The sequence below is a fragment of the Aquabacterium sp. A7-Y genome (genome assembly GCF_026153205.1).
Classification (GTDB): domain Bacteria; phylum Pseudomonadota; class Gammaproteobacteria; order Burkholderiales; family Burkholderiaceae_C; genus Caldimonas.
The window spans coordinates 35346-59287 of record NZ_JAPFBW010000013.1; the positions used below are offsets into that span (position 1 = coordinate 35346).

Genomic DNA, 23942 nt, shown 5'->3' on the forward strand with positions numbered 1-23942 from the left:
GTCGACAAGTCAGAAGGAAAAAAGCGTCGAAGAACGCAGAAGAAAAGGGAAGCTCAGTAGAACTTCATAAAGTAGTGCAATGTCAGCAGCGCCGCCACGGCGATCACCACCCGGCGCAGCCAGACGGCCGGCACCTTGCGAGCCACCGTGGCGCCCCAGTAGCCGCCCAGCGTGGCCGTCAGGATCATCAGCAGGGTGTGCGGCCAGCTCACCGCGCCGGCGACGATGAAGGTCACCACCGTGACGCTGTAGATCACCGCCGACAACAGGTTTTTGATGGCATTGACCTCCTGCACGTCCTCGTGCCCGGCGATCGCGAGGCTGGCCATCATCAGGATGCCCATGCCGGCGCCGAAAAAGCCGCCGTAGACCGAGACCAGCAGCTGGGTCAGCCAGCCGCCGGCCGAGCCGCCCTGGGCCGTCGCCGGGCGTCCCGCGCGCCAGCGAGCCAGCAGCGCCGAGATCCGGGGGCTGAAGGCGAACAGCGCGGTCGCGAAGGCCAGCAGCCACGGGATCAGCCGGGCAAACTCGCTGTCCTGCGTGCGCAGCAGCAGCACGCCGCCGACAACGCCGCCAGCCAGCGAGGCCAGCCCCATCGGCACCAGATAGCGCTTCAGCGGCGCCAGCTCGCGCTTGTAGGCCCAGGCGCCGGACAGGCTGCCCGGCCACAGCGAGACCGAGTTGCTGGCATTGGCGACCACCGGCGGCACGCCGACCGCCAGCAAGGCCGGGAAGGAGAAGAAGGTGCCGCCCCCGGCCACCGAGTTGACGGCCCCGGCAGCAAAAGCGCCGGCTCCGATCAGTGCGGCTTCGGCGAGGTTCATGCGCGCGCCCCTTCCAGTCCGGGCAGGGCCAGCAGCTCCTGCAGGCTGCGGCCTTCGTGGGTCGGCCGCACACCCAGCTCCTCGGCCGGCAAGCCGGCCCGGTTGAGCCAGAAGGTGGTGAAGCCGAACCAGGTGGCGCCCACCGCGTCCCAGCCGTTGCTGGAGACGAACAGCACCTGTTTGGCGCTCAGCTCCGGGCGCAGGCGCTGCAGGCTCTGCAGGCCCAGCGCGTAGACACGCGGGTCGGGCTTGAAGCAACGCAAGGGCTCGACGCTGACGACCACGTCGAGCAGCTCCTGCAGCCCGGCGCTGCGCACCGCGACGTCCAGCATCGAGGGGTCACCGTTGCTCAGGATGCCGGCCGGCACGCCGCGGTCCTTCAGCGCCTGCAGCGCATCGCGGTTTTCGGGATAGGCGCTCAGATGGCGGTACTGGTTCATCAGCCGGTCTTCCTGCACCCCGTCCAGCGGCAGGCCGAGGCGGCGGCAGCTGTAGCGCAGGGCATCGCGGGTCAGCTCCCAGAACGGCCGGTAGCGGCGCCCGCCGGCGTCGGCCATGCTGACCAGCCGGGTGTACTCCAGCTGCTTGTCGCGCCAGACCGTCGCCAGCGCCTCGCCGCGCCCCGGGAACAGCTGCTCGGCGAGCAGGCCCACGCTGTACACGTCGAACAAGGTGCCGTAAGCGTCAAAGAGGACGGCGTGGAACGCGGGCGTTTTCATGCCCTGGACTGTATTGCGAACTTGTGCAGCGATTGATTGCAGCGTTTGTGTTTTATCTTTGACCGAATCCGCTCGAATCCCGGCGGGCTTGCCGCGCAAGACCCAGCCCTGCCCCGATTGGTGACGCCGCCCAAGTCGGAAACGGCAAAACCTCTGTTGATTTTTTACTTTTTGGCGCTTAGTCTGGCGGCGTGCTGTGCATCACGGACCCGCATGGACCGACTCAAGCAGATTGAATCTTTCGTGGCGGTCGCCACCAAGGGCAGCCTGACGGCCGCGGCCAACGCCGAAGGCGTGGCGCCGGCGGTGATCGGGCGACGCATTGACGCGCTCGAGGAGCGCCTGGGCGTCAAGCTGCTGGTGCGCACCACACGTCGCATCAGCCTGACCCACGAGGGCAGCGCCTTCCTGGAGGACTGTCAGCGCCTGCTGACCGATTTGGCCAATGCCGAGGCCAGCGTGTCTGCCGGCGGCGTGAAGGCGAGCGGCCACTTGCGGGTCACCGCGCCGGCGGGTTTCGGCCGGCGCCACGTCGCGCCGCTGGTGCCGCGCTTCCTGTCCCTGCACCCCGAGGTCTCGCTCTCGCTCAATCTGAGCGACCGCGTGGTGGACATCGTCAACGAAGGTTTCGACTGCGCGGTGCGGGTCGGCGACCTGCCCGACTCCAGCCTGGTCAGCCTGCGGCTGGCGGACAACCGCCGCCTTTGCGTCGCCACGCCCGCTTACCTGAAGCGGCGCGGCGAGCCCCGGCACCCGGGCGAGCTGAACCAGCACGATTGCCTGACCTTGAGCTCGGACGCGAGCCAGACCCGCGGCTGGGCCTTTCTGGTGGACGGCCAGCTGACCCACTTGCGCCCGCCCGGAAAACTGGATTGCTCCGACGGCCAGGTGCTGCACGACTGGTGCCTGAACGGGCTCGGCATCGCCTGGCGTTCGACCTGGGAGGTCGAGGCCGAGCTGAGGGCGGGCCGGCTGGTGAGCGTGCTCGACGAGTTCGCCGCGCCGCCCAACGGCATCTTTGCGGTGTTTCCGCAGCGCAAGCACCTGCCGCTGCGGGTGCGGCTGTGGATCGATTTTCTCAAGCATTCCTACGGCGACCCCGGCTACTGGAGCACGGGGGCGCCACCCGCGACGGAAGGCGCCGCCGCGGCCTGAGGGCGCGCCGGCTCGACACCCACGAAGGAGACGCTGACGATGTGGCTCGAATCCCTGCTGGCCTACCTGCACTTCAGCGCCATCCTGGCGCTGGTGGTCTTCCTCACCAGCGAGGCCGCGCTGTGCCGGACCGAATGGATGAATGCCGCGGTGGTGCGGCGCCTGGCGCGGGTGGACCTGCTCTACGTGGTCGCCGCCGCCGCGGTGCTGCTCACCGGCTTGGCGCGCACGATCTGGGGCATCAAGGGTTTCGGCTGGTACTGGAGCCAGCCGCTGCTGCACCTCAAGTTCACGCTGTTCGTCGCGATCGGCGCGATGTCCATCCGGCCCACCCTGCTGTTCCTGCGCTGGCGCAAGGCGCTCGCGGCGGGCGGCGCGCTGCCGCCCGAGGCCGAAGTGCGCAGCGCCAGGCGCTGGGTCATGATCGAGGCCCACCTGCTCATCCTGGTGCCGCTGGCCGCCACGCTGCTGGCGCGCGGCGTCTGGACCCGTTGATACCAAGGAGATCTCATGGAGCGAACCGGATGGAGCGCCGCCCTGCTGGCGCTTGCCGCGGCCGTCAGCGCCGGCGCCAGCCAGGCGCAGACCCTCACCCAACGCAAGCCCGGGCTGTGGGAGGTGCAGCACACCCAGCAGGCCGGCCAGGTGGCCGGGCAGGCGATGCCGTCCCAGCGCGAGTTGGAGACGGCGCTGGGACGCATGACCGCGGAACAGCGCCGCCAGGTCGAGCAGACCATGCGCGAACGCGGCGTGGGCCTGACTGGCAAACCGGGCACCATGCGCTACTGCCTCACCCAGGCGATGGTCGAGCGCGACCCGCTGTCGCAGCCGCCCGATCCCAGCATGAAGTGCGAGCACAGCGTGCAGCCGAAATCGGCCACCGAGGCCAGCTTCTCCTTCAGTTGCACCAGCCCGCAGGGCACGCTCAAGGGCCAGGGGCGCGGCTGGAACATCACCCCCGAGGGCTACCGCACCTCGCTCGCGATGGAAGGCACGATGAACGGCCAGCCGATGTCGATGAAGATGGAGCAGAACGCACGCTGGCTGGGCAGCGACTGCAAGGGCATCAAGCCGCTGGCGCAGTGAGCGAGCCAGGGCGCGCCGGCCTCGGCGGTGGCCCTTCAGAGGATGCGCTGGGGATGCGACAAGGCTTCGTGGGCGGCGTGCAGGCGCCGTACCAGCACACCGATGAAGGCCTCGTTGAAGCGGCCGCGGCAGGCCAGGCTGAGCTGGCCCAAGGTCTCCGGCGTGAAGGAGATGGTGGTCAGCGGGTCGAGCGCCACGACGTCGGCCGAGCGCAGCCGCAGCTCGCGGCTGGGCGCCAGGTAGGCCATCTCGCCGACCAGCATGCCAGCGCTCAGCGTTTCGACACGCTGGCCGTCGCGCTGCACGTCGACGGCACCCTGGGCCACGATGTGGAAGTCCCGCCCCTTTTCGCCGCGACGCATCAGCCGGTGGCCGACCGAGTAGCGTTGCCAGCGGCCCTGGTGCACCACCTCCCACAGCTCGACATCGTCGAACTTGGCGAAAAAGTCCAGCTGCCGCAGCAGGTTGAAGCGCTCTGAGTCGAGCACCGCCTGCAGGTTGCCGCGCGGCACCTGGCGCCGCGTGATCAGGTCGGCCAGCGCGTTGGCAAAGGCGTCCCAGTCGGGATAGCGATCCTCGGGGCGCTTCTGCAGGGCGCGCAGGATGGCCTCGTCCACCGCCGGCTCGACGCCCTGGCGGCGCTCGCTGGGCGGCACCACCGGGGCGTGCAGGATGCCCTGAATCATCGAGGCCTGCGAGTCGCCCTCGACCGGGGCGTGGCCGGTCACCAGGTGGTAGAGCACCGCGCCGAGCGCGTACATGTCGGACTGCGCATTGAGCGCACCGCCGTCGAGCTGCTCGGGCGACATGTAGGTCAGCGAGCCGACGCGGTGCACCTGGGTGGTGTCGGCGCCCAGATTGAGCGCGCTGCCGAAGTCGCTCACCTTCACGTCGGTGAGATGTCCGCCGGATTCGACGCCCAGCAGGTTGGCCGGCTTGATGTCGCGGTGGATCAGGCCCTGGCGGAACACATAGCCCAGCGCCATCGCGCATTTGAAGCCCAGCTCGACGATCAGCTCCAGCGGCAGCAGCTGGTCGGCGCGGCAGTAGCGCCGCAAGGTGCTGCCCGGCACGTATTCCATCACCAGGTACTGCTCGCCGGGCGCCTCCACGGCGTCGAAGATCTGCACCACGTGCGGATGCTGCAGCCGCCCGACCAGGGCCGCCTCGGCCGCGAAAAACCGCGAGTAGTAGCGGCCGTCAACGGGGTCGCGCAGCGCCGATTCGCGCACCCGCTTGACCGCCACCTCGCGGTCGTGGAATTCGTCGCGGCATAGGAACACCTCGCTGGTCGCGCCCTCCCCGAGCCTGCGCAGGACGCGGTATTCACCGATGTGGCTGGGCACGGGCGGGCGGTTGTCGGGTACTGCTGTCATTCAGGCGCGGCGGCTGGTTTGCGGCGCCCATCATTTCATTGCTGCCGCCGGGCTGCAAGCGTCGCGGGCAGGGCCGGGGGCCAAACGTAGAATCGCCGGATGATCCGCGCCAAACACGAACTCCTGGAAGCCCTCGCCGCCGAGCTGGCGGCGCTCGCCCCCGGCCAGACCCCCGTGGCCGCCTTCGAACTGCCCAAGCAGGCCGCTCACGGCGACCTGGCCTGCACCTCGGCGATGCAACTGGCCAAGCCGCTGAAGAAAAACCCGCGCGAGCTCGCCCAGGCGCTGATCGACGCGCTGAAGCAGCGTGAAGCCTTCCAGCGCTGGGTCGAGAGCATGGAGATCGCCGGTCCCGGCTTCATCAACCTGCGCCTCAAGCTGGCCGCCAAGCAGCAGGTGGTGGCCGAGGTGCTGAGCGCCGGCGACCGCTTCGGGCTGCGCGCGCCGACCGGCCGGCGTGTGATGGTCGAGTTCGTCTCGGCCAACCCGACCGGGCCGCTGCACGTGGGCCATGGCCGCCAGGCGGCCCTCGGAGACGCGATCTGCCATCTGTTCGAGACCCAGGGCCACGAGGTCACGCGTGAGTTCTACTACAACGACGCGGGCGTGCAGATCTCGACCCTGGCGAACTCGACGCAGCTGCGCCTGCAGGGCCACAAGCCCGGCGACCCCGCCTGGCCGGAGGCAGCCTACAACGGCGAGTACATCGCCGACATCGCCGCGGACTTCCTGGCTCGCAAGACAGTGAAGGCCGACGACCGTGAATTCACCGCCTCGGGCGAGGTCAACGACCTGGACAGCATCCGCCAGTTCGCGGTGGCCTACTTGCGCCACGAGCAGGACCTCGACCTGCAGGCTTTCGGGGTCAAGTTCGACAACTATTTCCTCGAATCCAGCCTCTACAGCAGCGGCCGGGTGGAGCAGACGGTGCAGAAGCTGGTCGCGGCCGGCAAGACCTACGAGCAGGACGGCGCGCTGTGGCTGCGCACCACCGAGTACGGCGACGACAAGGACCGCGTGATGCGCAAGTCCGACGGCAGCTACACCTACTTCCTGCCCGATGTCGCCTACCACATCAACAAGTGGGAGCGCGGCTTCAGCCAGGTCATCAACGTGCAGGGCAGCGACCATCACGGCACCATCGCGCGGGTGCGCGCCGGCCTGCAGGCGGCCGGCGTCGGCATCCCCGAGGGCTACCCCGACTACGTGCTGCACAAGATGGTCACGGTGATGAAGGGCGGCGAGGAGGTCAAGATCTCCAAGCGCGCCGGCTCCTATGTCACCCTGCGCGACCTCATCGAGTGGACCAGCCGCGATGCGGTGCGCTTTTTCCTGATCAGCCGCAAGGCCGACACCGAGTTCGTCTTTGACGTCGACCTGGCGCTCAAGCAGAACGACGAGAACCCGGTGTACTACGTGCAGTACGCGCATGCGCGCATCTGCTCGGTGCGCCAGAAGTACGTGGCCGAGTACCAGGGCGACCTCTCGACGCTGGACAGCGCCGACCTGGCCCACCTGGTCGCGCCCAGCGAAACGGCGCTGATGCTCAAGCTGGCGGAGTATCCCGACATGCTGACCCGGGCCGCCACCGACCTGGCGCCCCATGACGTGGCCTTCTACCTGCGCGAGCTGGCTGGCGCGTACCACACCTATTACGCGGCCCAGCGTTTCCTGGTCGAGGACGCGGAACTCACCCGCGCCCGCCTGGCGCTGCTGACGGCGACCATGCAGGTGTTGCGCAACGGCCTCACGGTGTTGGGCGTCAGCGCTCCGGAAAAGATGTGAGCGGCCACGGCTGCCACACAATCGCCTGCCGAGGCACCCGGCGTGCCAAGATCGAAATATCAGCAAAAGCCAGAACTCACATGAAAAAGCAACGCGGCGGCTTCATCCTGGGCCTGATCGTCGGCCTGCTGGTCGGCCTGGCGCTGGCCCTGGGTGTGGCCCTCTACGTCACCAAGGTGCCGGTCCCCTTCGTCAACAAGGTGCCCTCGCGCACGGCCGAACAGGACGCGGCGGAGGCCGAGCGCAACCGCAACTGGGACCCCAATGCGCCGCTGCAGGGCCGCAACCCGGTGCGGCCGCAGGCCAGCGCGCCGGCCGCCGCCGAAGCGCCGGTGCCGGCCGCCTCGGCGGCGCTGCCGCCGGGCCTGCGCAGCAACAGCCGCGCCGCCGACAGCCAGCGTCCGAGCGCCGCGCCGCCGAGCTCGACGCGCGACCCGGCCGCGATCCTCTCCGGCCAGGCGCCCGAGACGCGGCCGGCCCCAGCCTCGGCCTCGGCCTCGGACAGCGCGGCCTACTTCGTGCAGGCCGGCGCTTACGCCCGCGTCGAGGAAGCCGAGCAGCAGCGCGCCAAGCTGGCGATGCTGGGCTTCGCCGCCAAGATCACCGAGCGCGAGCAGACCGGCCGCACCGTCTACCGGGTGCGTCTGGGGCCCTACGACTCGCAGCCGGAAGCCGACGGCGCGAAGGAAAAACTGGCCAGCAGCGGCATCGAATCGGCCCTGGTGCGCGTGCAGCGCTGAGTAGGGCGGATGAACTTTGTGAAGCGCCCCGACTCCCATCGGGGCACTTACACATTCCAACACGAGAAAGGATCCGGGATGAAGCGTCGTGAGTTCACTGGCGGCATGGCCGCGTGGGTCGGTGGCGCGGCGGTGGCGCCCTGGCTGGCCGGCACCGCCGTCGCGCAGGCGGCTTTCCAGGCGGGCAAGGACTATGTCGAGCTGCGCCAGCAACAGCCGACCTCCACGCCGCAGGGCGTCGAGGTGGTCGAGTTCTTCTGGTATGGCTGCCCGCACTGCCACCGCTTCGAGCCCCTGCTCGAAGCCTGGGTCAAGAAGCTGCCGGCGGATGTGCGTTTCCGTCGTGTGCCGGTGGCCTTCCGCGACGAGTTTGTCGTGCACCAGCGCATCTACTACGCGCTCGAGGCGCTCGGGCAGGTGGAGCCGGTGCACAAGCGCGTCTTCCACGCGATCCACGTCGAGCGCAAGAGCCTGGACGAGGTCAACGCGATCGCCGACTGGATGGCGGCCAACGGCGTCGACCGTGCCAAGTTCCTGGAGGCCTACAACTCCTTCGGCGTGCAGACCAAAACCCGCCAGGCCAAACAACTGGCCGACGGCTTCCGGATCGACGGCGTGCCGGCCCTCGGCATCAACGGTCGCTACTGGACCTCCGGCAGCGTGGCCGGCTCCCTGGAACGCTCACTGCAGGTGGCCGACCACCTGATCGCGCTGTCGCGCCGAAAGTGAGCAAGCACGACGGCGCGCCGCTCCGGCCGCGCCGTCGCGCCGGCCGCCCGCCTTGAACCGCCCCCGGCCCACCGGGGCGCGGTCGCCGGCCCCGAAAAGCGGCTTCCTGTCCAAAACCTGCACGTCGTGGGGAGGCATCTTCGCGGCAGTGGGCTAGAATGGCCTTTACTGCAAGTTTCATGCCTCTCAATGCGCCCGTACCACTTGCTCCTCCCCCCGACTTTCCGCCCGCTCGACGGGTCCCGCCGAACCGACGCACACGCGCTGCCTGCCCTGCTGCTGGCCCTGGCGCTAGCCTGTGTCGCGGGCCCGGCCGCGGCCGAGCGCGCCGACCGCAACAAGCCGCTCAACTTCTCGGCCGACAACCTGCGCTACGACGACGCCAAGCAGACCAATGTGCTGACCGGCAACGTGGTGATCACCAAAGGCACCATGGTGATGCGCGCGGCCCGCGTCGAGGTCCGCCAGACCCCCGACGGCCAGCAGTCGGCGGTGGGCGTGGGCTCGGGCCGGCCAGCCTTCTTCCGCCAGAAGCGCGAAGCGGTCAACGAATACATCGAGGGTGAGGCCGAGCGCATCGAATACGACACCCGCAGCGATACCCTGCGCCTGATCGGTAACGCCCAGATCCGGCGCTACCGCGGCGACACCCTCGCCGACGAGGTGGCCGGGCAGACCATCACCTACAACAACGGCGCCGAGGTGTTCACCGTCGACGGGGCCGCCACCGGCGCGCCGGGCGGCCGCGTGCGCGGCGTGCTGTCGCCGCGCAACCCGCCGCCGGGCGAGGCGGCGGCTTCCGTGCCCGCGCCCGCCGCGTCGGCGACGCCGTCCGAGCCCCCGGCCAGGAGCACGCCGTGAACGGCGCCGCACCGGCCGCGGTCGCGCGCGAGTCGCGCAAGAGCCGGCTCGAGGCGCACGGGCTGCAGAAGACCTACGGCGCGCGCAAGGTCGTCAAGGACGTGCACCTGGCAGTCGAAAGCGGCGAGGTGGTGGGCCTGCTGGGCCCCAACGGCGCCGGCAAGACCACCAGCTTCTACATGATCGTCGGCCTGGTGCGCGCCGACGGCGGCGAGATCAAGCTGGACGGGCGCAACGTCGAGCGCCGTCCCATCCACGAGCGCTCGCGCCTGGGCTTGAGCTACCTGCCCCAGGAAGCCTCGATCTTCCGCAAGCTCACCGTCGAGGAGAACATCCGCGCCGTGCTGGAGCTGCAGCACGACAAGAAGGGCCGGCCGCTGCAGAAACCGCAGATCGAGCAGTACCTGAACTCGCTGCTGCACGACCTCAGCATCGAGAAGCTGCGCCACACGCCGGCGCCGGCGCTCTCGGGCGGCGAACGCCGCCGTGTCGAGATCGCCCGCGCGCTGGCCAGCCGGCCGCGCTTCATCCTGCTGGACGAACCCTTCGCGGGGGTCGACCCGATCGCGGTAATCGAGATCCAGCGCATCATCAACTTCCTGAAGGCACGCGGCATCGGCGTGCTGATCACCGACCACAACGTGCGTGAGACGCTGGGCATCTGCGATCACGCCTACATCATCAGCGAGGGGGCCGTGCTCGCCCAGGGCACGCCTGGCGAGATCGTCGAGAACGCCGACGTCCGCAAGGTCTACCTCGGCGAGCACTTCCGCATGTGATGATGAAACCGTCGCTGCAAGTCCGCCTCTCCCAGCATCTGGCGCTCACGCCGCAGCTGCAGCAGTCGATCCGGCTGCTGCAGCTGTCCACGCTCGAACTTCACCAGGAGGTCGAGCAGATGCTGGAACAGAACCCCTTCCTGGAACCCGACGACGACTACGCCGGCGATTCGGCGGCGGCCGCCGCCCTCGAACGTCCCATCACACGGGAACAGACCCAGACGGCCGACGCCGAGCACAGCGACAGCGGCGAGGCACCCGACGCCGCCGCCAGCGTCGACTCGGTCGAGTTCGGCGCGACCGAGCGCGAAGACTGGGAAAACGGCACCGAACGGGACGATTTCGACGGCATCCGCGAGACGCCCAGCAACCGCAACGGCGCGGTCGACGACGACGACCTCGACCCGATCGACCGCGCCTCGCCCGGCATCAGCCTGCAGGACCACCTGCGCCAGCAGCTGCTCGGCATGCGGCTGGACCCGACCGACGCGGCGGCCGTGATGGTGCTGATCGAGTCGCTCGACGAGGACGGCTACCTGGCCGATGCGCTGGAGGACATCGTCGCCGAGCTGGTGCCCGAGGACGATCCCGAGGCCCGCGAGGAGCTGCTCGAGCGCCTGCAGTGCGCGCTGCGCTGGCTGCAGCACATGGAGCCCACCGGCGTCGGCGCGCGCAACCTGTGCGAATGCCTGAGCCTGCAGTTGCGCGCGATGCCGCGCAGCGAGGCGCAGATCATCGCGCTGATGATCTGCAAGACCAGCCTCGACGCGCTGGCCCGGCGCGACATCAAGAAGCTGATGGCCGCCACGGGCGCCGACGAGGAGCTGATCAAGCAGGCCCAGTGCCTGATCGTCTCGCTGGAGCCCAAGCCTGGCCGGCCCTTCGTGCGCGCCGAGGCCAACATCGTGGTGCCCGACGTGATCGTGCAGAAGTCCGGTCGCAACTGGAAGGTGGTGCTGAACCCCGACGTGATGCCCAAGCTGCGCATCAACGACCTCTACGCCCAGGCCATCAAGCAGCAGCGCTCCGGCGACAGCGGCCAGGCCCTGAGCGCGCGGCTGCAGGAGGCGCGCTGGTTCATGAAAAACATCCAGCAGCGCTTCGAGACCATCCAGCGTGTCTCGCAGGCGATCGTCGAGCGGCAGAAGAATTTCTTCACCCACGGCGAGATCGCGATGAAGCCGCTGGTGCTGCGCGAGATCGCCGACGAGCTGGGCCTGCACGAATCCACCATCTCGCGCGTGACCACCGCCAAGTACATGGCCACCCCCTTCGGCACCTTCGAGCTGAAGTACTTTTTCGGCTCCTCGCTGAACACCGAGGCCGGCGGCAACGCCTCCAGCACCGCGGTGCGCGCGCTGATCAAGCAGTTGGTGGCCGCCGAGGACGCGCGCAAGCCGCTGTCGGACAGCCAGCTGAGCCACATGCTGGAGGAGCAGGGCATCCAGGTGGCGCGCCGCACCGTCGCCAAATACCGCGAGGCGCTCAAGATCGCGCCGGCCAACCTGCGCAAGAGCCTGTGAAACCTTTTGACCTGTTCCTGCCTTGCGCCGGCGGCGTCGAGGAGCTGCTGGCCGAGGAGGCCATGACCATCCTCGGGCCCGACACCGCGGGCACCATCGAGCGCGGCGGCATCGCGCTGCGCGGCGACGCCCGGGCAGTGATGGCGCTCAACCTCGAAAGCCGGCTGGCGCAACGGGTGCTGGTGCGCGTTGCGCACGGCCCCTACCGACTGGAGGAAGACCTTTATTCACTGGCCCGGCAGGTGCCGTGGCAGGCGTGGCTGACGCCGCGCCAGACCTTCAAGGTCGACGTGACGGCCCAGCGTTCGCCGCTGCGCAGCCTCAACTTCGCGGCGCTGCGTATCAAGGATGCGGTGTGTGACGTGATGCGCGAGGAAAGCGGCGAGCGCCCCAGCGTCGACACCCAGCGCCCGCAGCTGCGCGTGATGCTGCACCTGACCGAGACCCACGCCACCGTTTACGCCGACACCTCGGGCGAGCCCCTGTTCAAGCGCGGCTGGCGCGAGGACAAGGGCGAGGCACCGCTGAAGGAGACGCTGGGCGCCGCGATGCTGGCGGCCGCCGGCTGGCGCGGCACGCCCGAGCAGGGCGGCGCGCTGCTGGACCCCTGCTGCGGGTCGGGCACCATCGCCATCGAGGCGGCCCAGATCGCCTGCGGCATCGCCCCCGGCAGCAAGCGGCGTTTCGCCTTCGAGGCCCTGGCGCCTTTCGCCGGACCGCAGGCGCGCGCCGAGTGGCAGGCCATGAAGCAGCAGGCGCAGGCGCGGGTGCATGCGCCGGCGGTGCCGGTGTTCGCCAGTGATGTGGCCTTCCGCATGGTCGACTTCGCGCGCCGCAATGCCGAGCGGGCCGGGGTCGCGCAGGCCATCGAGTTCCACGGCGGCGATGCGCTGGAGCGTCCAGCGCCGCGCCTGCCCGAAGGCCTGGCGCGCACGATGATGGTCAACCCGCCCTACGGCGAGCGCATCGAGGCGCGCGGGAGTGCCGGCCGGCAGCGCCAGGGCACCGACGCGCCGGACGATTTTTTCCCGCGCCTGGCGGCCCACTGGAAACGCCAGTTCAGCGGCTGGACCGCCTGGCTCCTGAGCCCGGACATGAAGCTGCCATCGAAGATGCGGCTGAAGGAAAGCCGGCGTGTGCCGATGTGGAACGGGCCGATCGAATGCCGGCTGTTCCGCTTCGACCTGGTGGCGGGCCGCATGCGGGACGACGCGGCGCCGGCGGACAGCGCTTAGGAGCGGCGCTCCTAGGACGGTACGGGCCCGCGGCCGGACGAGTCCACTCGAACACCGGGGTCTCGGAGGCGCGTTTTCGTTGGTGCAGGAACTGGACAGCCGCGCCGGGCACCAGAATCACGGTTTGGACTCTGAGCGCGACGATGTGGCACAAAAGTGCTACTATCGTGCCTGAGCCGAGGTACCCATGAGCACGACGACCATCCGCCTGGACGACGAGTTGAAGGAACGAGTGGCTGCTGCCGCGGAGCGGGCTGGCAAGACCGCGCACGCATTCATCCTCGATGCGATTGCACAAACCGTGGAGCAGGCGGAGCTCGACAACGACTTCCACCAGCGTGCGGATGAGCGCTGGGCGAGGCTGATGAGCACCGGCGAGTCGGTGGGCTGGGAGGACGCCAAGGCGTACTTGGAAGCGCGCGCCCGCGGCGAGCGGCCCCGGCGGCCAGCTGCTCGCAAGCTCGTGCGCTAACGGACACCACCCGATGGCGCGCATCGAGCTGGTGCCCGAGGTGTTCGACGATTTCGATCGCTTCTTCGACCACATGAGCGCGTCCCGCACCGCCGATGCGCCACAACGCATCGGCGAGATTCTCGATGCGCTGCAGATCCTAAGTCACAGTCCCCTGATTGGCCGACCTGTCAGAGGCTCGAAGCGGGAACTGGTCATTGGAAGCGGGTCACGCGGCTATGTGGCCTTATACCGCTTTGTCTCCGCGGTCGACACTGTCTTCGTGTTGGCGGTTCGCAGCCAGCGCGAGTCAGGCTACAAGCGCGATTGATCGCCTCAGGGGCCGCCACGTCCGCTCGCAAGACGGCGAAGCCGGCTTGTCTCTGTCCGTTCGATGAAGGGGTCAGGTTCCGCGCTCATCTTTGTGGCGAGGCTGTCGGTTGTGACCGCACGCTAGCCGAGATAGGCCGCCACCACCGCCGCACTGTAGGCGCTGGCGACCTCGCGGATGAAGGCGTTGAAGTCCACATGCGCGCTGTCATCGGCGCGGTCCGACACGGTGCGCATCACCGCGCAGGGCAGGCTCAAGTCGTGGCAGACCTGGGCCACCGCCGCGCCCTCCATCTCCACCGCCAGCGCGTCGGGCAGTTCGGCGCGCAAGGCCGCGCTTTCCGCGCCGCTGGCGACAAAGCGGTCGCCGCTGACGATCAGGCCGCGGTGCAGGGTCGGCGCCCCCAGGCCGAACTCCGCCACTGCGCTGGCACCGAGATGCCGCGGCGCCTCGGCCAGCACCGCCTGCACGGCAGCGGCCAGCCGCCGGTTCATGCCGGCATCCGAAACGAAACGCGAGCGGCCGTAGAGCGGCACCTCGTGGCGCGGAAACAGCGGCGAGGCGTCGAGGTCGTGCTGGAGCAGGTCCTCGGCCACCACGACATCGCCCACCTTCACGGCCGGGCCCAGGCCGCCGGCCACGCCGACGAACAGCAGCTCCGAGGGTTCGAAGCGGGCCGCCAGCAAGCTGGCGGTGGTGGCTGCGGCGACCTTGCCGATGCGCGAGAGCACCAGCACCACCTCATGCCCGTGCAAGTGACCCAGCCAGAACTCGCGGCCGCCCAGCACCTGCTTGTGTTCGTCTGGCATCAGGGCGAGCAGCGCGCGCAGCTCTTCCTGCATGGCAGCCATGATGGCGATGCGGGACATGACAGGGTCCTTTCAGCGGAAACGAAAACGGCCCGATGTTGCCACCGGGCCGCGAAGCGGGACAGAGGACCCACGCCTGCTTATTTGTTGCGCAGCTCGCGTCGCAGGATCTTACCGACCGGGCTCTTGGGCAGCTCAGTGCGGAACTCGATGCTGCGGGGCCGCTTGTAGCCGGTCAGGTTCTGCTCGCAATAGGCGCGCACCTCGGACTCCGAGAGCGCTGCGTTGCTGCGCACGATCACGAGCTTGACCGCCTCGCCCGACTTCTCGTCCGGCACACCGACGGCCGCACATTCCAGCACCCCTTCCATGCGAGCCACGACGTCCTCGACCTCGTTCGGATAGACGTTGAAGCCCGACACCAGGATCATGTCCTTCTTGCGGTCCACGATACGGAAGAAGCCGCGCTCGTCCACGGTGCCGATGTCGCCGGTGCGGAAAAATCCGTCGGCCGTCATCACCTTGGCGGTCTCGTCGGGGCGCTGCCAATAGCCGGCCATCACCTGCGGGCCGCGGGCGCAGATCTCGCCCGGCGTGCCGGGCGGCACGTCACGCCCGTCGTCGTCCAGCAGGCGCAGCTCGGTGGACGGCAGGGGCAAGCCGATGGTGCCGGTGTAGGCCTTGCTGTCGGTCGGGTTGCAGCTCAGCGACGGCGAGGTCTCGCTCAGGCCGTAGCCCTCGCAGATCGAGCAGCCGGTCTTCTCCAGCCACAGCTTGGCGGTGGCCTGCTGCACCGCCATGCCGCCGCCGACGCTCAGCGACAGGCTGCTCCAGTCCACCGTGTTGAAGTCGGGATGGTGGGCCATCGCGTTGAACAAGGTGTTGACGGCCGGGAAGCTGTGGAACTTCTGCTGCGACAGCTCCTTGAACACCGACGGCAGGTCGCGCGGATTGGGGATCAGCACGTTGCAGCCGCCGATGCGCATGCTGAGCATCATGTTCACGGTGAATGCGAAGATGTGATACAGCGGCAGCGCGCAGATGGTCACGACCTGCTCGCCCGCAGCCACCTTTTTCATCGCCGGGGCGTTCCAGGCCTCGGACTGCAGCACGTTGGCGATCACGTTGCGATGCAGCAGCACCGCCCCCTTGCTCACGCCAGTGGTGCCGCCGGTGTACTGCAGCACCGCGATGTCGTCGCGCTTGATCTCGGGCTTCTTGAACGGTGCGCGGCGCCCGGCCGCGATCGCGTCCTTGAAACGCACGGTGCCGTTCAGTTGATAGGCCGGCACCATCTTCTTCACGTTGCGCACCACGTAGTTGACGATCAGGCCCTTCGGGAAGCCCAGCAGGTCCCCCATCGAGGCCAGCACCACCTGGCGCGTCGGCGTGTTCGCCTGGCACTCCTGCAGCGTCTTCGCAAAGTTCTCGATCAGCACGATGGCCTTCGCGCCCGAATCCTTCAGCTGGTGCTCCAGTTCGCGCGGCGTGTAGAGGGGGTTGACGTTGACCACCACCATGCCGGCGCGCAGGATGCCGGCCACCGCGATCGGGTACTGCGGCACGTTGGGCATCATGATCGCGACCCGGTCGCCCTTGGCCAGTCCGCTGGACTGCAGGTAGGCCGCAAAGGCACGCGACAGGTCGTCCACCTGACCGAAGGTCACGGTCTTGCCCATGAACTTGTAGGCCGGCAAGTCCCGGTGCTTCTGGAAGCTCTCCTCCAGCAAACCGACCAGCGAGCTGTACTGGTCGGGATCGATCTCGTGGGGAACACCCTCAGGGTAGTGCTCCAGCCAAACCTTGTTCATTCAGTTACTCCGCTAAGACGTTCGATTCTGACGCATAGCTGACACGACGGCCATCAGGTGTTTCGAGTAGCGCATTGTCGTGCTGAATGGGCTTTTTTCGCACTTTTTTGACTTCCTTTCGGGACTGCCACCCGAATTCGACTCGGTGGAAGTGCCACAAGGCGTTACTGACCTGGCAAAGCGAATCTGCTGCGCGCCTACAAAAGGACCGCCCACTCCTGGGCGGTTTTGAGGCCGGCGAGGGGGTGATCTCCCAGCCGTCCGACACCTGTCCGGCGCTCACCTACACGAGCAGCGTTGCACTTGTCGCACGAGGAAAAGTACGCCGCCCCCGGCTCCGCGCAAGATGCCTGCAAGCGGCCTTGCATCCTGCACCGGCGCCCTTCGCGGCGGTGTCACCAAGGCGAAACCGGCCGGGCCGGCGCAGGCAACAAGGCTTGTCGGGCCCCGGCTCCGCTTCAGGACCAGACAAAGGAGTGAACGAATGAAAAAGCGAACGATGTTGAGCGCCACCCTTGCGGTGTGGATGACAGCCGCTGCCGGCCTGGCCGGTGCCCAGAGCGCGGTCGACGCGCTGGGCCCGAACGGCGAAACGATCTCCTCGACCGGGCCGGGGTCCAGCAGCGGTTCCGTCGAGCCGAACTCGCCCTTGGCCCGTTCGACCTTCGGCGCCGACGGCAGCAGCGCTCGCCCCGAAGACATGGTGAGTGCCGCGCCGGCCACCCCGGCCCCGACCTATGGCACGCCCGCCGAGCAGCCGGCCGGCAGCTGGCAGCAGCCGGCGGCCCCCGCGACGCCGTACGAACAGGCGCCGCCTGCCGCGCCGATGATCGAGCCCACAACGCCGGCCCCCGGCACCGAAGGCCCGATCACACCGAACACCGAGCCCGCGCCCATGCGCTGAGCACAGGTTCCGACCTCCGCTTCTATTGCATCTCTCTCTTCAGGGCAGCCTCCGGCTGCCCTTTTTTCTGGGCGGGCCCGCACCCGCCGTGTTGAGGGGTTGCCGCTCCGGCGGGCGGACGACATCATCGCCGGCTCGTTCCCAAAAGAACCCGCCGCACCGGTGCCGCCAGGGAGGACCGCCATGTCATCGCACCCATTGTTGCTGGCCGCCGCGCAGGACGACAGGACGCATGACGAGGAGCTGCGCTTCGCGCGCACGCTGGCCGGGCACCCGCTCTGGATCACGGGCCAGCACAGCGAACCGGTCAATGGCAAACCCCGCACGCGGCTGAGCTTCATGTCCTACGACGGCGGCACCCGGCTCGGACTCACCGCCTATGTCGAGGAAGGCGCCCACCTCGGCGACCCGGGCTTCGCCGGCGGGCCGGTGATCGCGTGCAGCGGCGCCATCCTGCTGTCGTGGACCCAGCAGCAGAAGTTCGATGCGGTGCTCAGCGACGGCGAGCACATCGCCATCGTTCCCTACCCGCAGTTGTGCAACCTGCGCACCCTGCTGCTGCTGGCCTCGGGCGCCCACGATGCGCCGCAGAACCTGCCGCCGCCCCGGGTGGACGGCTTCGCGCGCGCGGTCTACGCCTACTGCGAGAGCCATGCCGAGGTCGAGCGCTGCTGGCTCTGCCTGCTGGTGGCACCGGGCGTGGTGAGCAGCGTCGGGGTGCTGCTGGAAGCCGCGCTGGGACCGGCGCACGAGGAGCAGCTGGAGCGGCTGTCGCAGCTGCACCTGCCGGCCGGGGTGGGGCTGCTGCACCTCGCGCCGGGGCGGCGGCGGCCGGCCCCCGGCCAGCACGAGCTGCGCGCGCACCCGCCCTTCTACGACAAGGCGCGAAGGCCGGGCCGCTGGGACCGCCTGATGCGCCGCCTGAGGCGGCCGCAGCTGCCGGTCCTGGAACTGGAAGTGCCGACCGGCGACGCGGGCTGAGGGCCGGCGCCGGGCGGTCCTGCCCAGCCGTCCTACTCGACCGCCTTCACCATGTCTTCGACGACCTTCTTCGCGTCGCCGAACACCATCATCGTCTTGTCCATGTAGAACAGCTCGTTGTCGAGGCCGGCGTAGCCGGCGGCCATCGAGCGCTTGTTGACGATGACGGTCTTGGCCTTGTAGGCCTCCAGGATGGGCATGCCGTAGATCGGGCTGCCCTTGACCTGGGCCGCGGGGTTCACCACGTCGTTGGCGCCGAGGATGATCGCGACGTCGGCCTGGCCGAACTCGCCGTTGATGTCCTCCATCTCGAACACCTGGTCGTAGGGCACCTCGGCCTCGGCCAGCAGCACGTTCATGTGCCCCGGCATGCGTCCGGCCACCGGGTGGATCGCGTACTTCACGGTCACGCCCTTGTGGGTCAGCTTCTCGGCCAGCTCCTTCACGGCGTGTTGCGCGCGGGCCACCGCCAGACCGTAGCCCGGCACGATGACCACCGTCTCGGCATTGCCGAGGATGAAGGCCGCGTCGTCGGCGCTGCCGCTCTTCACGTTGCGCTGCTGCTGGGCGCCACCAGTGGCGGCCGTGGCGTCGCCGCCGAAACCGCCCAGGATCACGTTGAAGAAGGAGCGGTTCATCGCCTTGCACATGATGTAGCTCAGGATGGCGCCCGAGGAGCCCACCAGCGAGCCGGCGATGATCAGCATGCTGTTGTTCAGCGAGAAACCGATGCCCGCCGCCGCCCAGCCCGAGTAGCTGTTGAGCATGGACACCACCACCGGCATGTCGGCGCCGCCGATCGGGATGATGATCAGCACGCCCAGCACGAAGCTCAGGGCCAGCATCGCGAAGAAGGCGTTCCAATCGCCGTTGTAGGTGAACACGCCGCCCAGCCCCACGGTGGCCAGCGCCAGCACGAGGTTGAGCAGGTGCTGGCCGGCAAAGACCACCGGCGCGCCCTGGAACAAGCGGAACTTGTACTTGCCGCTGAGCTTGCCGAAAGCGATCACCGAACCGCTGAAGGTGATCGCGCCGATGGCGGCGCCGAGGAACAGCTCAACCCGGTTGCCGGCCGGGATGGGCTCCCCCTTCGGGACGATCTGGAAGGCCCAGGGCTCGGCCACCGCGGCGATCGCGATGAACACCGCTGCCAGGCCGATCATGCTGTGCATGAAGGCCACCAGCTCGGGCATCTTGGTCATCTCGACCCGCTTGGCCATCAGCGCACCCAGGCCGCCGCCGAGCACCAGCCCGCCGAGCACCCAGGTGAGCCCGGTGGAGGGGCGGTCGCCGGCGAGCTTGATGATCAGCGCCGCGGTGGTCAGCACCGCGATCGCCATGCCGGTCATGCCGAACAGGTTGCCGCGGATCGAGGTGGTGGGGTGCGACAGGCCCTTGAGCGCCTGGATGAAACACACCGACGCCAGCAGATAGAGCAGCGTCACGACGTTCATGCTGAGTCCCATTTCAGTGGCCTCCCGCGGCAGCTTGTTTCTTGTCCTTCTTGCGGAACATCTCCAGCATGCGGCGCGTCACGAGGAAGCCGCCGAAGACGTTGACCGCCGCCAGCGCCACCGCCAGCGTGCCCATGGTCTTGCCGAGGCCGGTCTCGGTCAGGGCCGCCGCCAACATGGCGCCGACGATGACGATGGCCGAGATCGCGTTGGTCACCGCCATCAGGGGCGTGTGCAGCGCGGGCGTGACGGTCCATACCACGTGGTAGCCCACATAGATGGCCAGCACGAAGATGATCAGGTTGATGATGAGCGGACTGACTTCACTCATGTCGTCTCTCCCGGGAGGTTGGAATGCGGGCCGGGCCGAGGGGCGCCGGCCGGGGCGGCTCAGAACTTGCGGATTTCCTTGATGCCGTTGCGCTCGTCGAGCAGCACCACCTTGGGTTTGTGGTCGCGTGCCTCGTCCTCCGTCATCGGCGCATAGGTGCAGATGATCAGGAGGTCGCCGACATGCGCCTTGCGGGCCGCGGCGCCGTTCAGCGAGATCGCTCCCGAGCCGCGTGGCGCCTTGATGATGTAGGTCGAGAAGCGTTCGCCGTTGTTGATGTTGTAGAGCTCGATCTTCTCGAACTCGCGCATGTCGGCGGCGTCCATCAGGTTCTCGTCGATGCCGCAGGAGCCTTCGTAGTGAAGGTCGGCCTCGGTGACGGTGGCGCGGTGCAGCTTCGCGCGCAGCATGTATCGGTTCATTTGCGGGTTACCTGGCCGTTGTGGGTCATGCGGCACGCGGCCACGATGTCGTCTTCGAGGTTGATCTCGAGCGCGCCTTCCTTGGTCACGATGAGCTTGAGGAAGTCGAGCACGTTGCGGGCATAGAGCGCCGAGGCGTCGGCCGCCACCAGCGCGGGCAGATTGGTCTCGCCGACCAGGGTCACGCCGTGCTTGAGGACGGTCTTGCCCGGCTCGGTCAGCGGGCAGTTGCCGCCCTGCGGAGCAGCCAGGTCGACGATGACCGAGCCCGGCTTCATGCTGCGCACCATCTCCTCGGTCACCAGCACCGGAGCGGGCCGGCCGGGGATCAGCGCGGTGGTGATCACGATGTCGGCCTGCGCGACGCGCTTGGCGACCTCGACCTTCTGGCGCTCCAGCCAACTCGGCGGCATCGGCTTGGCATAACCGCCGACGCCCTCGGCCGCCTCTTTCTCTTCCTGGGTCTCGTAGGGCACGTCGATGAACTTGGCACCCAGCGACTCGACCTGTTCCTTCACCGAGGGCCGCACGTCCGAGGCCTCGATCACGGCACCCAGGCGCTTGGCGGTGGCGATGGCCTGCAGGCCGGCCACGCCGACGCCGAGGATCACGACCCGCGCGGCCTTCACCGTGCCGGCCGCCGTCATGAGCATCGGGAAAAAGCGCTGGTAGCGGTCGGCCGCGATCATCACGGCCTTGTAGCCGGCGATGTTGGCCTGCGAACTCAGCACGTCCATGCTCTGCGCCCGCGTGGTGCGAGGCGCGGCTTCCAGCGCGAAGCTGGTGAGGCCGGCTGCCGCGAGGCGTTGCAGGCCTTCCGCGTCGAAGGGGTTGAGCATGCCGACCAGCACGCTGCCGGGGCGCGCCAGCGACAGCTCGCCGGTCTGCGGCGCGCGCACCTTGAGCACCAGGTCGCAGGCATAGGCCCCGGCCTGGTCGGTGATGTCGGCACCGACTGCGACATAGGCCTCGTCCGGCGCGGAAGCGGCCAGGCCGGCGCCCGACTGCACCCGCACGGTGTGGCCCTGCGCCTTGAGTTTTTTCGCCGTCTCGGGCGTGACAGCGACGCGGGTTTCCCCCGCCACGGTCTCGAGCGGTACGCCTATCAGCATGAAGCCCTCCTCGGGATAGGTTCTGAAATTCGGATGAGATGTGAACCGCTGCGCAGCTTACACAACCTTACGGAGTCCACGCGGTAACTCAGTTTCATCTTTCAGCGTCTTGACAGCTATCGCAACAGTGACACACGCACGCTGTCCAAGCCCTTCGGCCAGTCCTTGTTGCGGTGCGGCGATAAACTGCCGGCCATGGAAGAACGTTGGAAGCCCAGTGTCACCGTTGCCGCCGTCATAGAACGTGACGGAAGTTTTCTACTGGTCGAGGAACACACCTCCGAAGGCCTGAAACTAAACAATCCCGCAGGTCATCTCGACCCGGGCGAGTCGCCGCAGCAGGGGGTGGTGCGCGAGGCGCTCGAAGAAACCGGCTGTATCTTCACGCCCACTCACCTGCTCGGCGTCTACCTGTCGCGCTTCCATCGCCCCTCGACCCACGAAGACGTCACCTACGTGCGCTTCGCCTTCGCCGGCACGGTCAGCGACCCCGCGCCGGGCTGGGTGCTGGACCAGGGCATTGTGCGCACCTTGTGGATGACGCCGGAAGAAATCCGCGCCTCGGTGGACCGCCACCGCAGCCCGCTGGTGCTGCGCTGCATCGAGGATTACCTCGCGGGGCGCAGCTATCCGCTCGACGTGGTGAGCACTGATCCGACCGTCTTCGCGCCGGAGATCAAGACAGCATGACACGGGTGGTGGTGGGCCTCAGCGGCGGCGTCGATTCGGCGGTGTCCGCCTACCTGCTGAAGCAGCAGGGCCACGAGGTGGTCGGCATCTTCATGAAAAACTGGGAGGACGACGACGACAGCGAGTACTGCTCGTCGCGCCAGGACTGGCTCGACGCCGCCTCGGTCGCCGACGTGCTGGGCATCGATATCGAGCATGTCAACTTCGCCGCCGAGTACAAGGACCGGGTGTTCGCCGAGTTCCTGCGCGAGTACCAGGCCGGCCGCACGCCCAACCCCGACATCCTCTGCAACGCCGAGATCAAGTTCAAGGCCTTCCTCGACCACGCGATGCGCCTGGGCGCGGAGAAGATCGCCACCGGTCACTACGCCCGGGTGCGCGAAGTCGAAGACGGCTTCCAGCTGCTCAAGGGCCTGGACCCGGCCAAGGACCAGAGCTACTTTCTGCACCGGCTCAACCAGGCCCAGCTGTCCAAGACGCTGTTCCCGGTCGGCGAGCTGCACAAGACCGAGGTGCGCCGCATCGCCGCCGAGATCGGGCTGCCGAATGCGAAAAAGAAGGACTCGACCGGCATCTGCTTCATCGGTGAGCGGCCCTTCCGCGAGTTCCTCAACCGCTATCTGTCGAACCAGCCGGGACCGATCAAGGACGACCGCGGCCGGGTGATCGGCGAGCACGTCGGGCTGAGCTTCTACACACTCGGGCAGCGCAAGGGCATCGGCATCGGCGGCCTGAAGGACAAGGGCGCGCCGCGCGGCGGCGGCGATCACGAACCGTGGTTCGTCGCGCGCAAGGACATCGCCGCCAACGCCTTGTGGGTGGTGCAGGGCCACGACCATCCCTGGCTGTTGTCGCAGACCCTGCAGGCCGACGACTGCAGCTGGGTCTCGGGCCGCATGCCGCAACCCGGCGCGATGGCCGCCAAGACACGCTACCGCCAGGCCGACGCAGCCTGCCGGCTGGAGCCGGACGAAGCCGGCATCGCGCTGGCTTTCGAGGAGGCCCAGTGGGCGGTCACTCCCGGGCAATCGGCGGTGCTCTACGACGGTGAGGTCTGCCTGGGCGGCGGCGTCATCGCGGCTTCGACCTGAGGGCGCGCCGGCGGAACAGCGACAGGTTGAGCATCTCGACGCCGACCGAGAAGGCCATCGCGAAGTAGATATACCCCTTGGGGATGTGCAGGCCCAGCCCCTCGGCGACCAGCGCCACGCCGATCAGGATCAGGAAGCTCAGGGCCAGCATCTTGACGGTCGGATGGCGGCTGACGAAACCGCTGACGGGTCCCGAAAAGCTCACCATCACCACCGTGGCCAGCACCACCGCGGTGGCCATGATGGCGACCTCGTCGACCATGCCCACCGCCGTGATCACCGAGTCCAGCGAGAAAACAATGTCGAGCAGCATGATCTGCACGATCACACCGGCGAAGGACGGGGGCTTGCGGGGCGCGCTGTCCGCCGCCTCCTCCCCTTCGCCCTCCAGCGTGCCGTGGATCTCGCCGGTCGACTTGGCCATCAGGAACAGGCCGCCGGCCAGCAGGACCAGGTCGCGGCCCGAGATCTCCTGACCCAGCGCGGTGAACAAGGGCTGGGTCAGCCCGATCACCCAGGCGAGCGAGAACAGCAGCACCAGACGCGACAGCATGGCCGCGCCCAGTCCTATCCTGCGGGCCCGGTCGCGTTGCTCGGCCGGCAGGCGGGAGGCGAGGATGGAGATGAAGATGACGTTGTCGATGCCCAGCACGATTTCGAGTGCTGCCAGGGTGGCGAGCGCCACCCAGTTCTGAGGGTCGAGCAAAACATCCATCGAGTCGGGCTCCGCAGGCTGAGGGTTG

At 68.3% G+C, this 23942-nt stretch carries 26 protein-coding genes; 16 read left to right on the top strand and 10 right to left on the bottom strand.

What is annotated here, in order from left to right; genetic code table 11:
- Nucleotides 1-53 precede the first annotated feature (53 nt).
- The gene (locus tag OOT46_RS13545) at nt 54-824 is read right to left on the bottom strand and encodes a sulfite exporter TauE/SafE family protein (RefSeq protein WP_265404140.1); all 771 of its coding nucleotides are present in this window, start codon (nt 822-824) and stop codon (nt 54-56) included.
- Complete coding sequence (locus OOT46_RS13550) at nt 821-1543, bottom strand: haloacid dehalogenase type II (protein WP_265404141.1); 723 nt, start codon at nt 1541-1543, stop codon at nt 821-823. Before OOT46_RS13550 ends, OOT46_RS13545 begins: the two co-directional genes overlap by 4 nt.
- Before the next feature lie 213 nt (nt 1544-1756).
- On the opposite strand from OOT46_RS13550, the gene OOT46_RS13555 reads away from it, so the two are divergent.
- Genes OOT46_RS13555 through OOT46_RS13565 form a run of 3 tightly spaced genes read left to right on the top strand, consistent with a single transcriptional unit; the run spans nt 1757 to nt 3784 of the window.
- Entirely contained in the window at nt 1757-2698 is a 942-nt protein-coding gene (locus tag OOT46_RS13555) for a LysR family transcriptional regulator (RefSeq protein ID WP_265404142.1), read from the top strand.
- A gap of 39 nt (nt 2699-2737) precedes the next feature.
- Nucleotides 2738-3193, top strand: coding sequence for a DUF2214 family protein (locus OOT46_RS13560; RefSeq protein ID WP_265404143.1), 456 nt, complete (start codon nt 2738-2740; stop codon nt 3191-3193).
- 15 nt (nt 3194-3208) lie between these two features.
- The gene (locus tag OOT46_RS13565; RefSeq protein WP_265404144.1) at nt 3209-3784 is read left to right on the top strand and encodes a DUF3617 domain-containing protein; all 576 of its coding nucleotides are present in this window, start codon (nt 3209-3211) and stop codon (nt 3782-3784) included.
- A gap of 35 nt (nt 3785-3819) precedes the next feature.
- On the opposite strand, the gene OOT46_RS13570 is transcribed toward OOT46_RS13565, so the two are convergent.
- On the bottom strand, nt 3820-5160 hold the full coding sequence (locus OOT46_RS13570) for a serine/threonine-protein kinase (protein WP_265404145.1): 1341 nt from the start codon (nt 5158-5160) through the stop codon (nt 3820-3822).
- 99 nt (nt 5161-5259) lie between these two features.
- Here OOT46_RS13570 and argS point away from each other — a divergent pair, with 99 nt between their 5' ends.
- The 9 genes from argS to OOT46_RS13615 all read left to right on the top strand — a co-directional run bounded on the left by argS (nt 5260) and on the right by OOT46_RS13615 (nt 13594).
- On the top strand, nt 5260-6945 hold the full coding sequence (gene argS / locus OOT46_RS13575) for an arginine--tRNA ligase (protein ID WP_265404146.1): 1686 nt from the start codon (nt 5260-5262) through the stop codon (nt 6943-6945).
- Between the two features lie 80 nt (nt 6946-7025).
- Nucleotides 7026-7685: an SPOR domain-containing protein gene (locus OOT46_RS13580; protein WP_265404147.1), complete on the top strand. Its 660-nt coding sequence runs from the start codon at nt 7026-7028 to the stop codon at nt 7683-7685.
- A 78-nt stretch (nt 7686-7763) separates the two neighbouring features.
- Nucleotides 7764-8414: a thiol:disulfide interchange protein DsbA/DsbL gene (locus OOT46_RS13585; protein ID WP_322114255.1), complete on the top strand. Its 651-nt coding sequence runs from the start codon at nt 7764-7766 to the stop codon at nt 8412-8414.
- Between the two features lie 204 nt (nt 8415-8618).
- The gene (gene lptA / locus OOT46_RS13590; protein WP_265404148.1) at nt 8619-9275 is read left to right on the top strand and encodes a lipopolysaccharide transport periplasmic protein LptA; all 657 of its coding nucleotides are present in this window, start codon (nt 8619-8621) and stop codon (nt 9273-9275) included.
- Nucleotides 9272-10054 carry an LPS export ABC transporter ATP-binding protein gene (gene lptB / locus OOT46_RS13595; RefSeq protein WP_265404149.1) on the top strand — a complete coding sequence of 261 codons (783 nt, stop codon included), beginning with the start codon at nt 9272-9274 and terminating at the stop codon, nt 10052-10054. The genes lptA and lptB overlap by 4 nt, the downstream gene beginning before the upstream one ends.
- A gap of 2 nt (nt 10055-10056) precedes the next feature.
- Nucleotides 10057-11577 carry an RNA polymerase factor sigma-54 gene (locus OOT46_RS13600; protein ID WP_265404150.1) on the top strand — a complete coding sequence of 507 codons (1521 nt, stop codon included), beginning with the start codon at nt 10057-10059 and terminating at the stop codon, nt 11575-11577.
- Nucleotides 11574-12812, top strand: coding sequence for a THUMP domain-containing class I SAM-dependent RNA methyltransferase (locus OOT46_RS13605; protein WP_265404151.1), 1239 nt, complete (start codon nt 11574-11576; stop codon nt 12810-12812). Before OOT46_RS13600 ends, OOT46_RS13605 begins: the two co-directional genes overlap by 4 nt.
- Nucleotides 12813-12999: 187 nt before the next feature.
- On the top strand, nt 13000-13284 hold the full coding sequence (locus tag OOT46_RS13610; RefSeq protein WP_265404152.1) for a ribbon-helix-helix protein, CopG family: 285 nt from the start codon (nt 13000-13002) through the stop codon (nt 13282-13284).
- A gap of 13 nt (nt 13285-13297) precedes the next feature.
- Entirely contained in the window at nt 13298-13594 is a 297-nt protein-coding gene (locus tag OOT46_RS13615) for a type II toxin-antitoxin system RelE/ParE family toxin (protein WP_265404153.1), read from the top strand.
- A gap of 122 nt (nt 13595-13716) precedes the next feature.
- Here OOT46_RS13615 and OOT46_RS13620 read toward each other — a convergent pair whose 3' ends face one another.
- Nucleotides 13717-14463 (bottom strand): 5'-methylthioadenosine/adenosylhomocysteine nucleosidase, encoded by a 747-nt coding sequence (locus tag OOT46_RS13620; protein WP_265404154.1) that lies wholly within the window; start codon nt 14461-14463, stop codon nt 13717-13719.
- A gap of 80 nt (nt 14464-14543) precedes the next feature.
- The gene (locus OOT46_RS13625) at nt 14544-16214 is read right to left on the bottom strand and encodes a long-chain-fatty-acid--CoA ligase (RefSeq protein WP_265404155.1); all 1671 of its coding nucleotides are present in this window, start codon (nt 16212-16214) and stop codon (nt 14544-14546) included.
- 484 nt (nt 16215-16698) lie between these two features.
- Here OOT46_RS13625 and OOT46_RS13630 point away from each other — a divergent pair, with 484 nt between their 5' ends.
- Nucleotides 16699-17118: a hypothetical protein gene (locus tag OOT46_RS13630; protein ID WP_265404156.1), complete on the top strand. Its 420-nt coding sequence runs from the start codon at nt 16699-16701 to the stop codon at nt 17116-17118.
- Between the two features lie 183 nt (nt 17119-17301).
- Nucleotides 17302-18099 carry a hypothetical protein gene (locus tag OOT46_RS13635; protein WP_265404157.1) on the top strand — a complete coding sequence of 266 codons (798 nt, stop codon included), beginning with the start codon at nt 17302-17304 and terminating at the stop codon, nt 18097-18099.
- Nucleotides 18100-18131: 32 nt separating this feature from the next.
- Here the strand turns inward: OOT46_RS13635 and OOT46_RS13640 are convergent, their stop codons facing one another.
- Genes OOT46_RS13640 through OOT46_RS13655 form a run of 4 tightly spaced genes read right to left on the bottom strand, consistent with a single transcriptional unit; the run spans nt 18132 to nt 21418 of the window.
- Entirely contained in the window at nt 18132-19553 is a 1422-nt protein-coding gene (locus OOT46_RS13640; protein WP_265404158.1) for an NAD(P)(+) transhydrogenase (Re/Si-specific) subunit beta, read from the bottom strand.
- Between the two features lie 13 nt (nt 19554-19566).
- Nucleotides 19567-19884: an NAD(P) transhydrogenase subunit alpha gene (locus tag OOT46_RS13645; protein ID WP_265404159.1), complete on the bottom strand. Its 318-nt coding sequence runs from the start codon at nt 19882-19884 to the stop codon at nt 19567-19569.
- A gap of 59 nt (nt 19885-19943) precedes the next feature.
- On the bottom strand, nt 19944-20306 hold the full coding sequence (gene panD / locus OOT46_RS13650) for an aspartate 1-decarboxylase (RefSeq protein ID WP_265404160.1): 363 nt from the start codon (nt 20304-20306) through the stop codon (nt 19944-19946).
- The gene (locus OOT46_RS13655) at nt 20303-21418 is read right to left on the bottom strand and encodes a Re/Si-specific NAD(P)(+) transhydrogenase subunit alpha (RefSeq protein ID WP_265404161.1); all 1116 of its coding nucleotides are present in this window, start codon (nt 21416-21418) and stop codon (nt 20303-20305) included. The genes panD and OOT46_RS13655 overlap by 4 nt, the downstream gene beginning before the upstream one ends.
- Before the next feature lie 195 nt (nt 21419-21613).
- On the opposite strand from OOT46_RS13655, the gene OOT46_RS13660 reads away from it, so the two are divergent.
- Nucleotides 21614-22108, top strand: coding sequence for an NUDIX hydrolase (locus OOT46_RS13660; protein ID WP_265404162.1), 495 nt, complete (start codon nt 21614-21616; stop codon nt 22106-22108).
- Entirely contained in the window at nt 22105-23199 is a 1095-nt protein-coding gene (mnmA, locus tag OOT46_RS13665) for a tRNA 2-thiouridine(34) synthase MnmA (RefSeq protein WP_265404163.1), read from the top strand. The genes OOT46_RS13660 and mnmA overlap by 4 nt, the downstream gene beginning before the upstream one ends.
- Here mnmA and OOT46_RS13670 read toward each other — a convergent pair.
- Nucleotides 23180-23914, bottom strand: coding sequence for a TerC family protein (locus tag OOT46_RS13670; protein WP_265404164.1), 735 nt, complete (start codon nt 23912-23914; stop codon nt 23180-23182). The two genes, mnmA and OOT46_RS13670, sit on opposite strands and share 20 nt — an antisense overlap.
- Between the last annotated feature and the right edge of the window lie 28 nt (nt 23915-23942).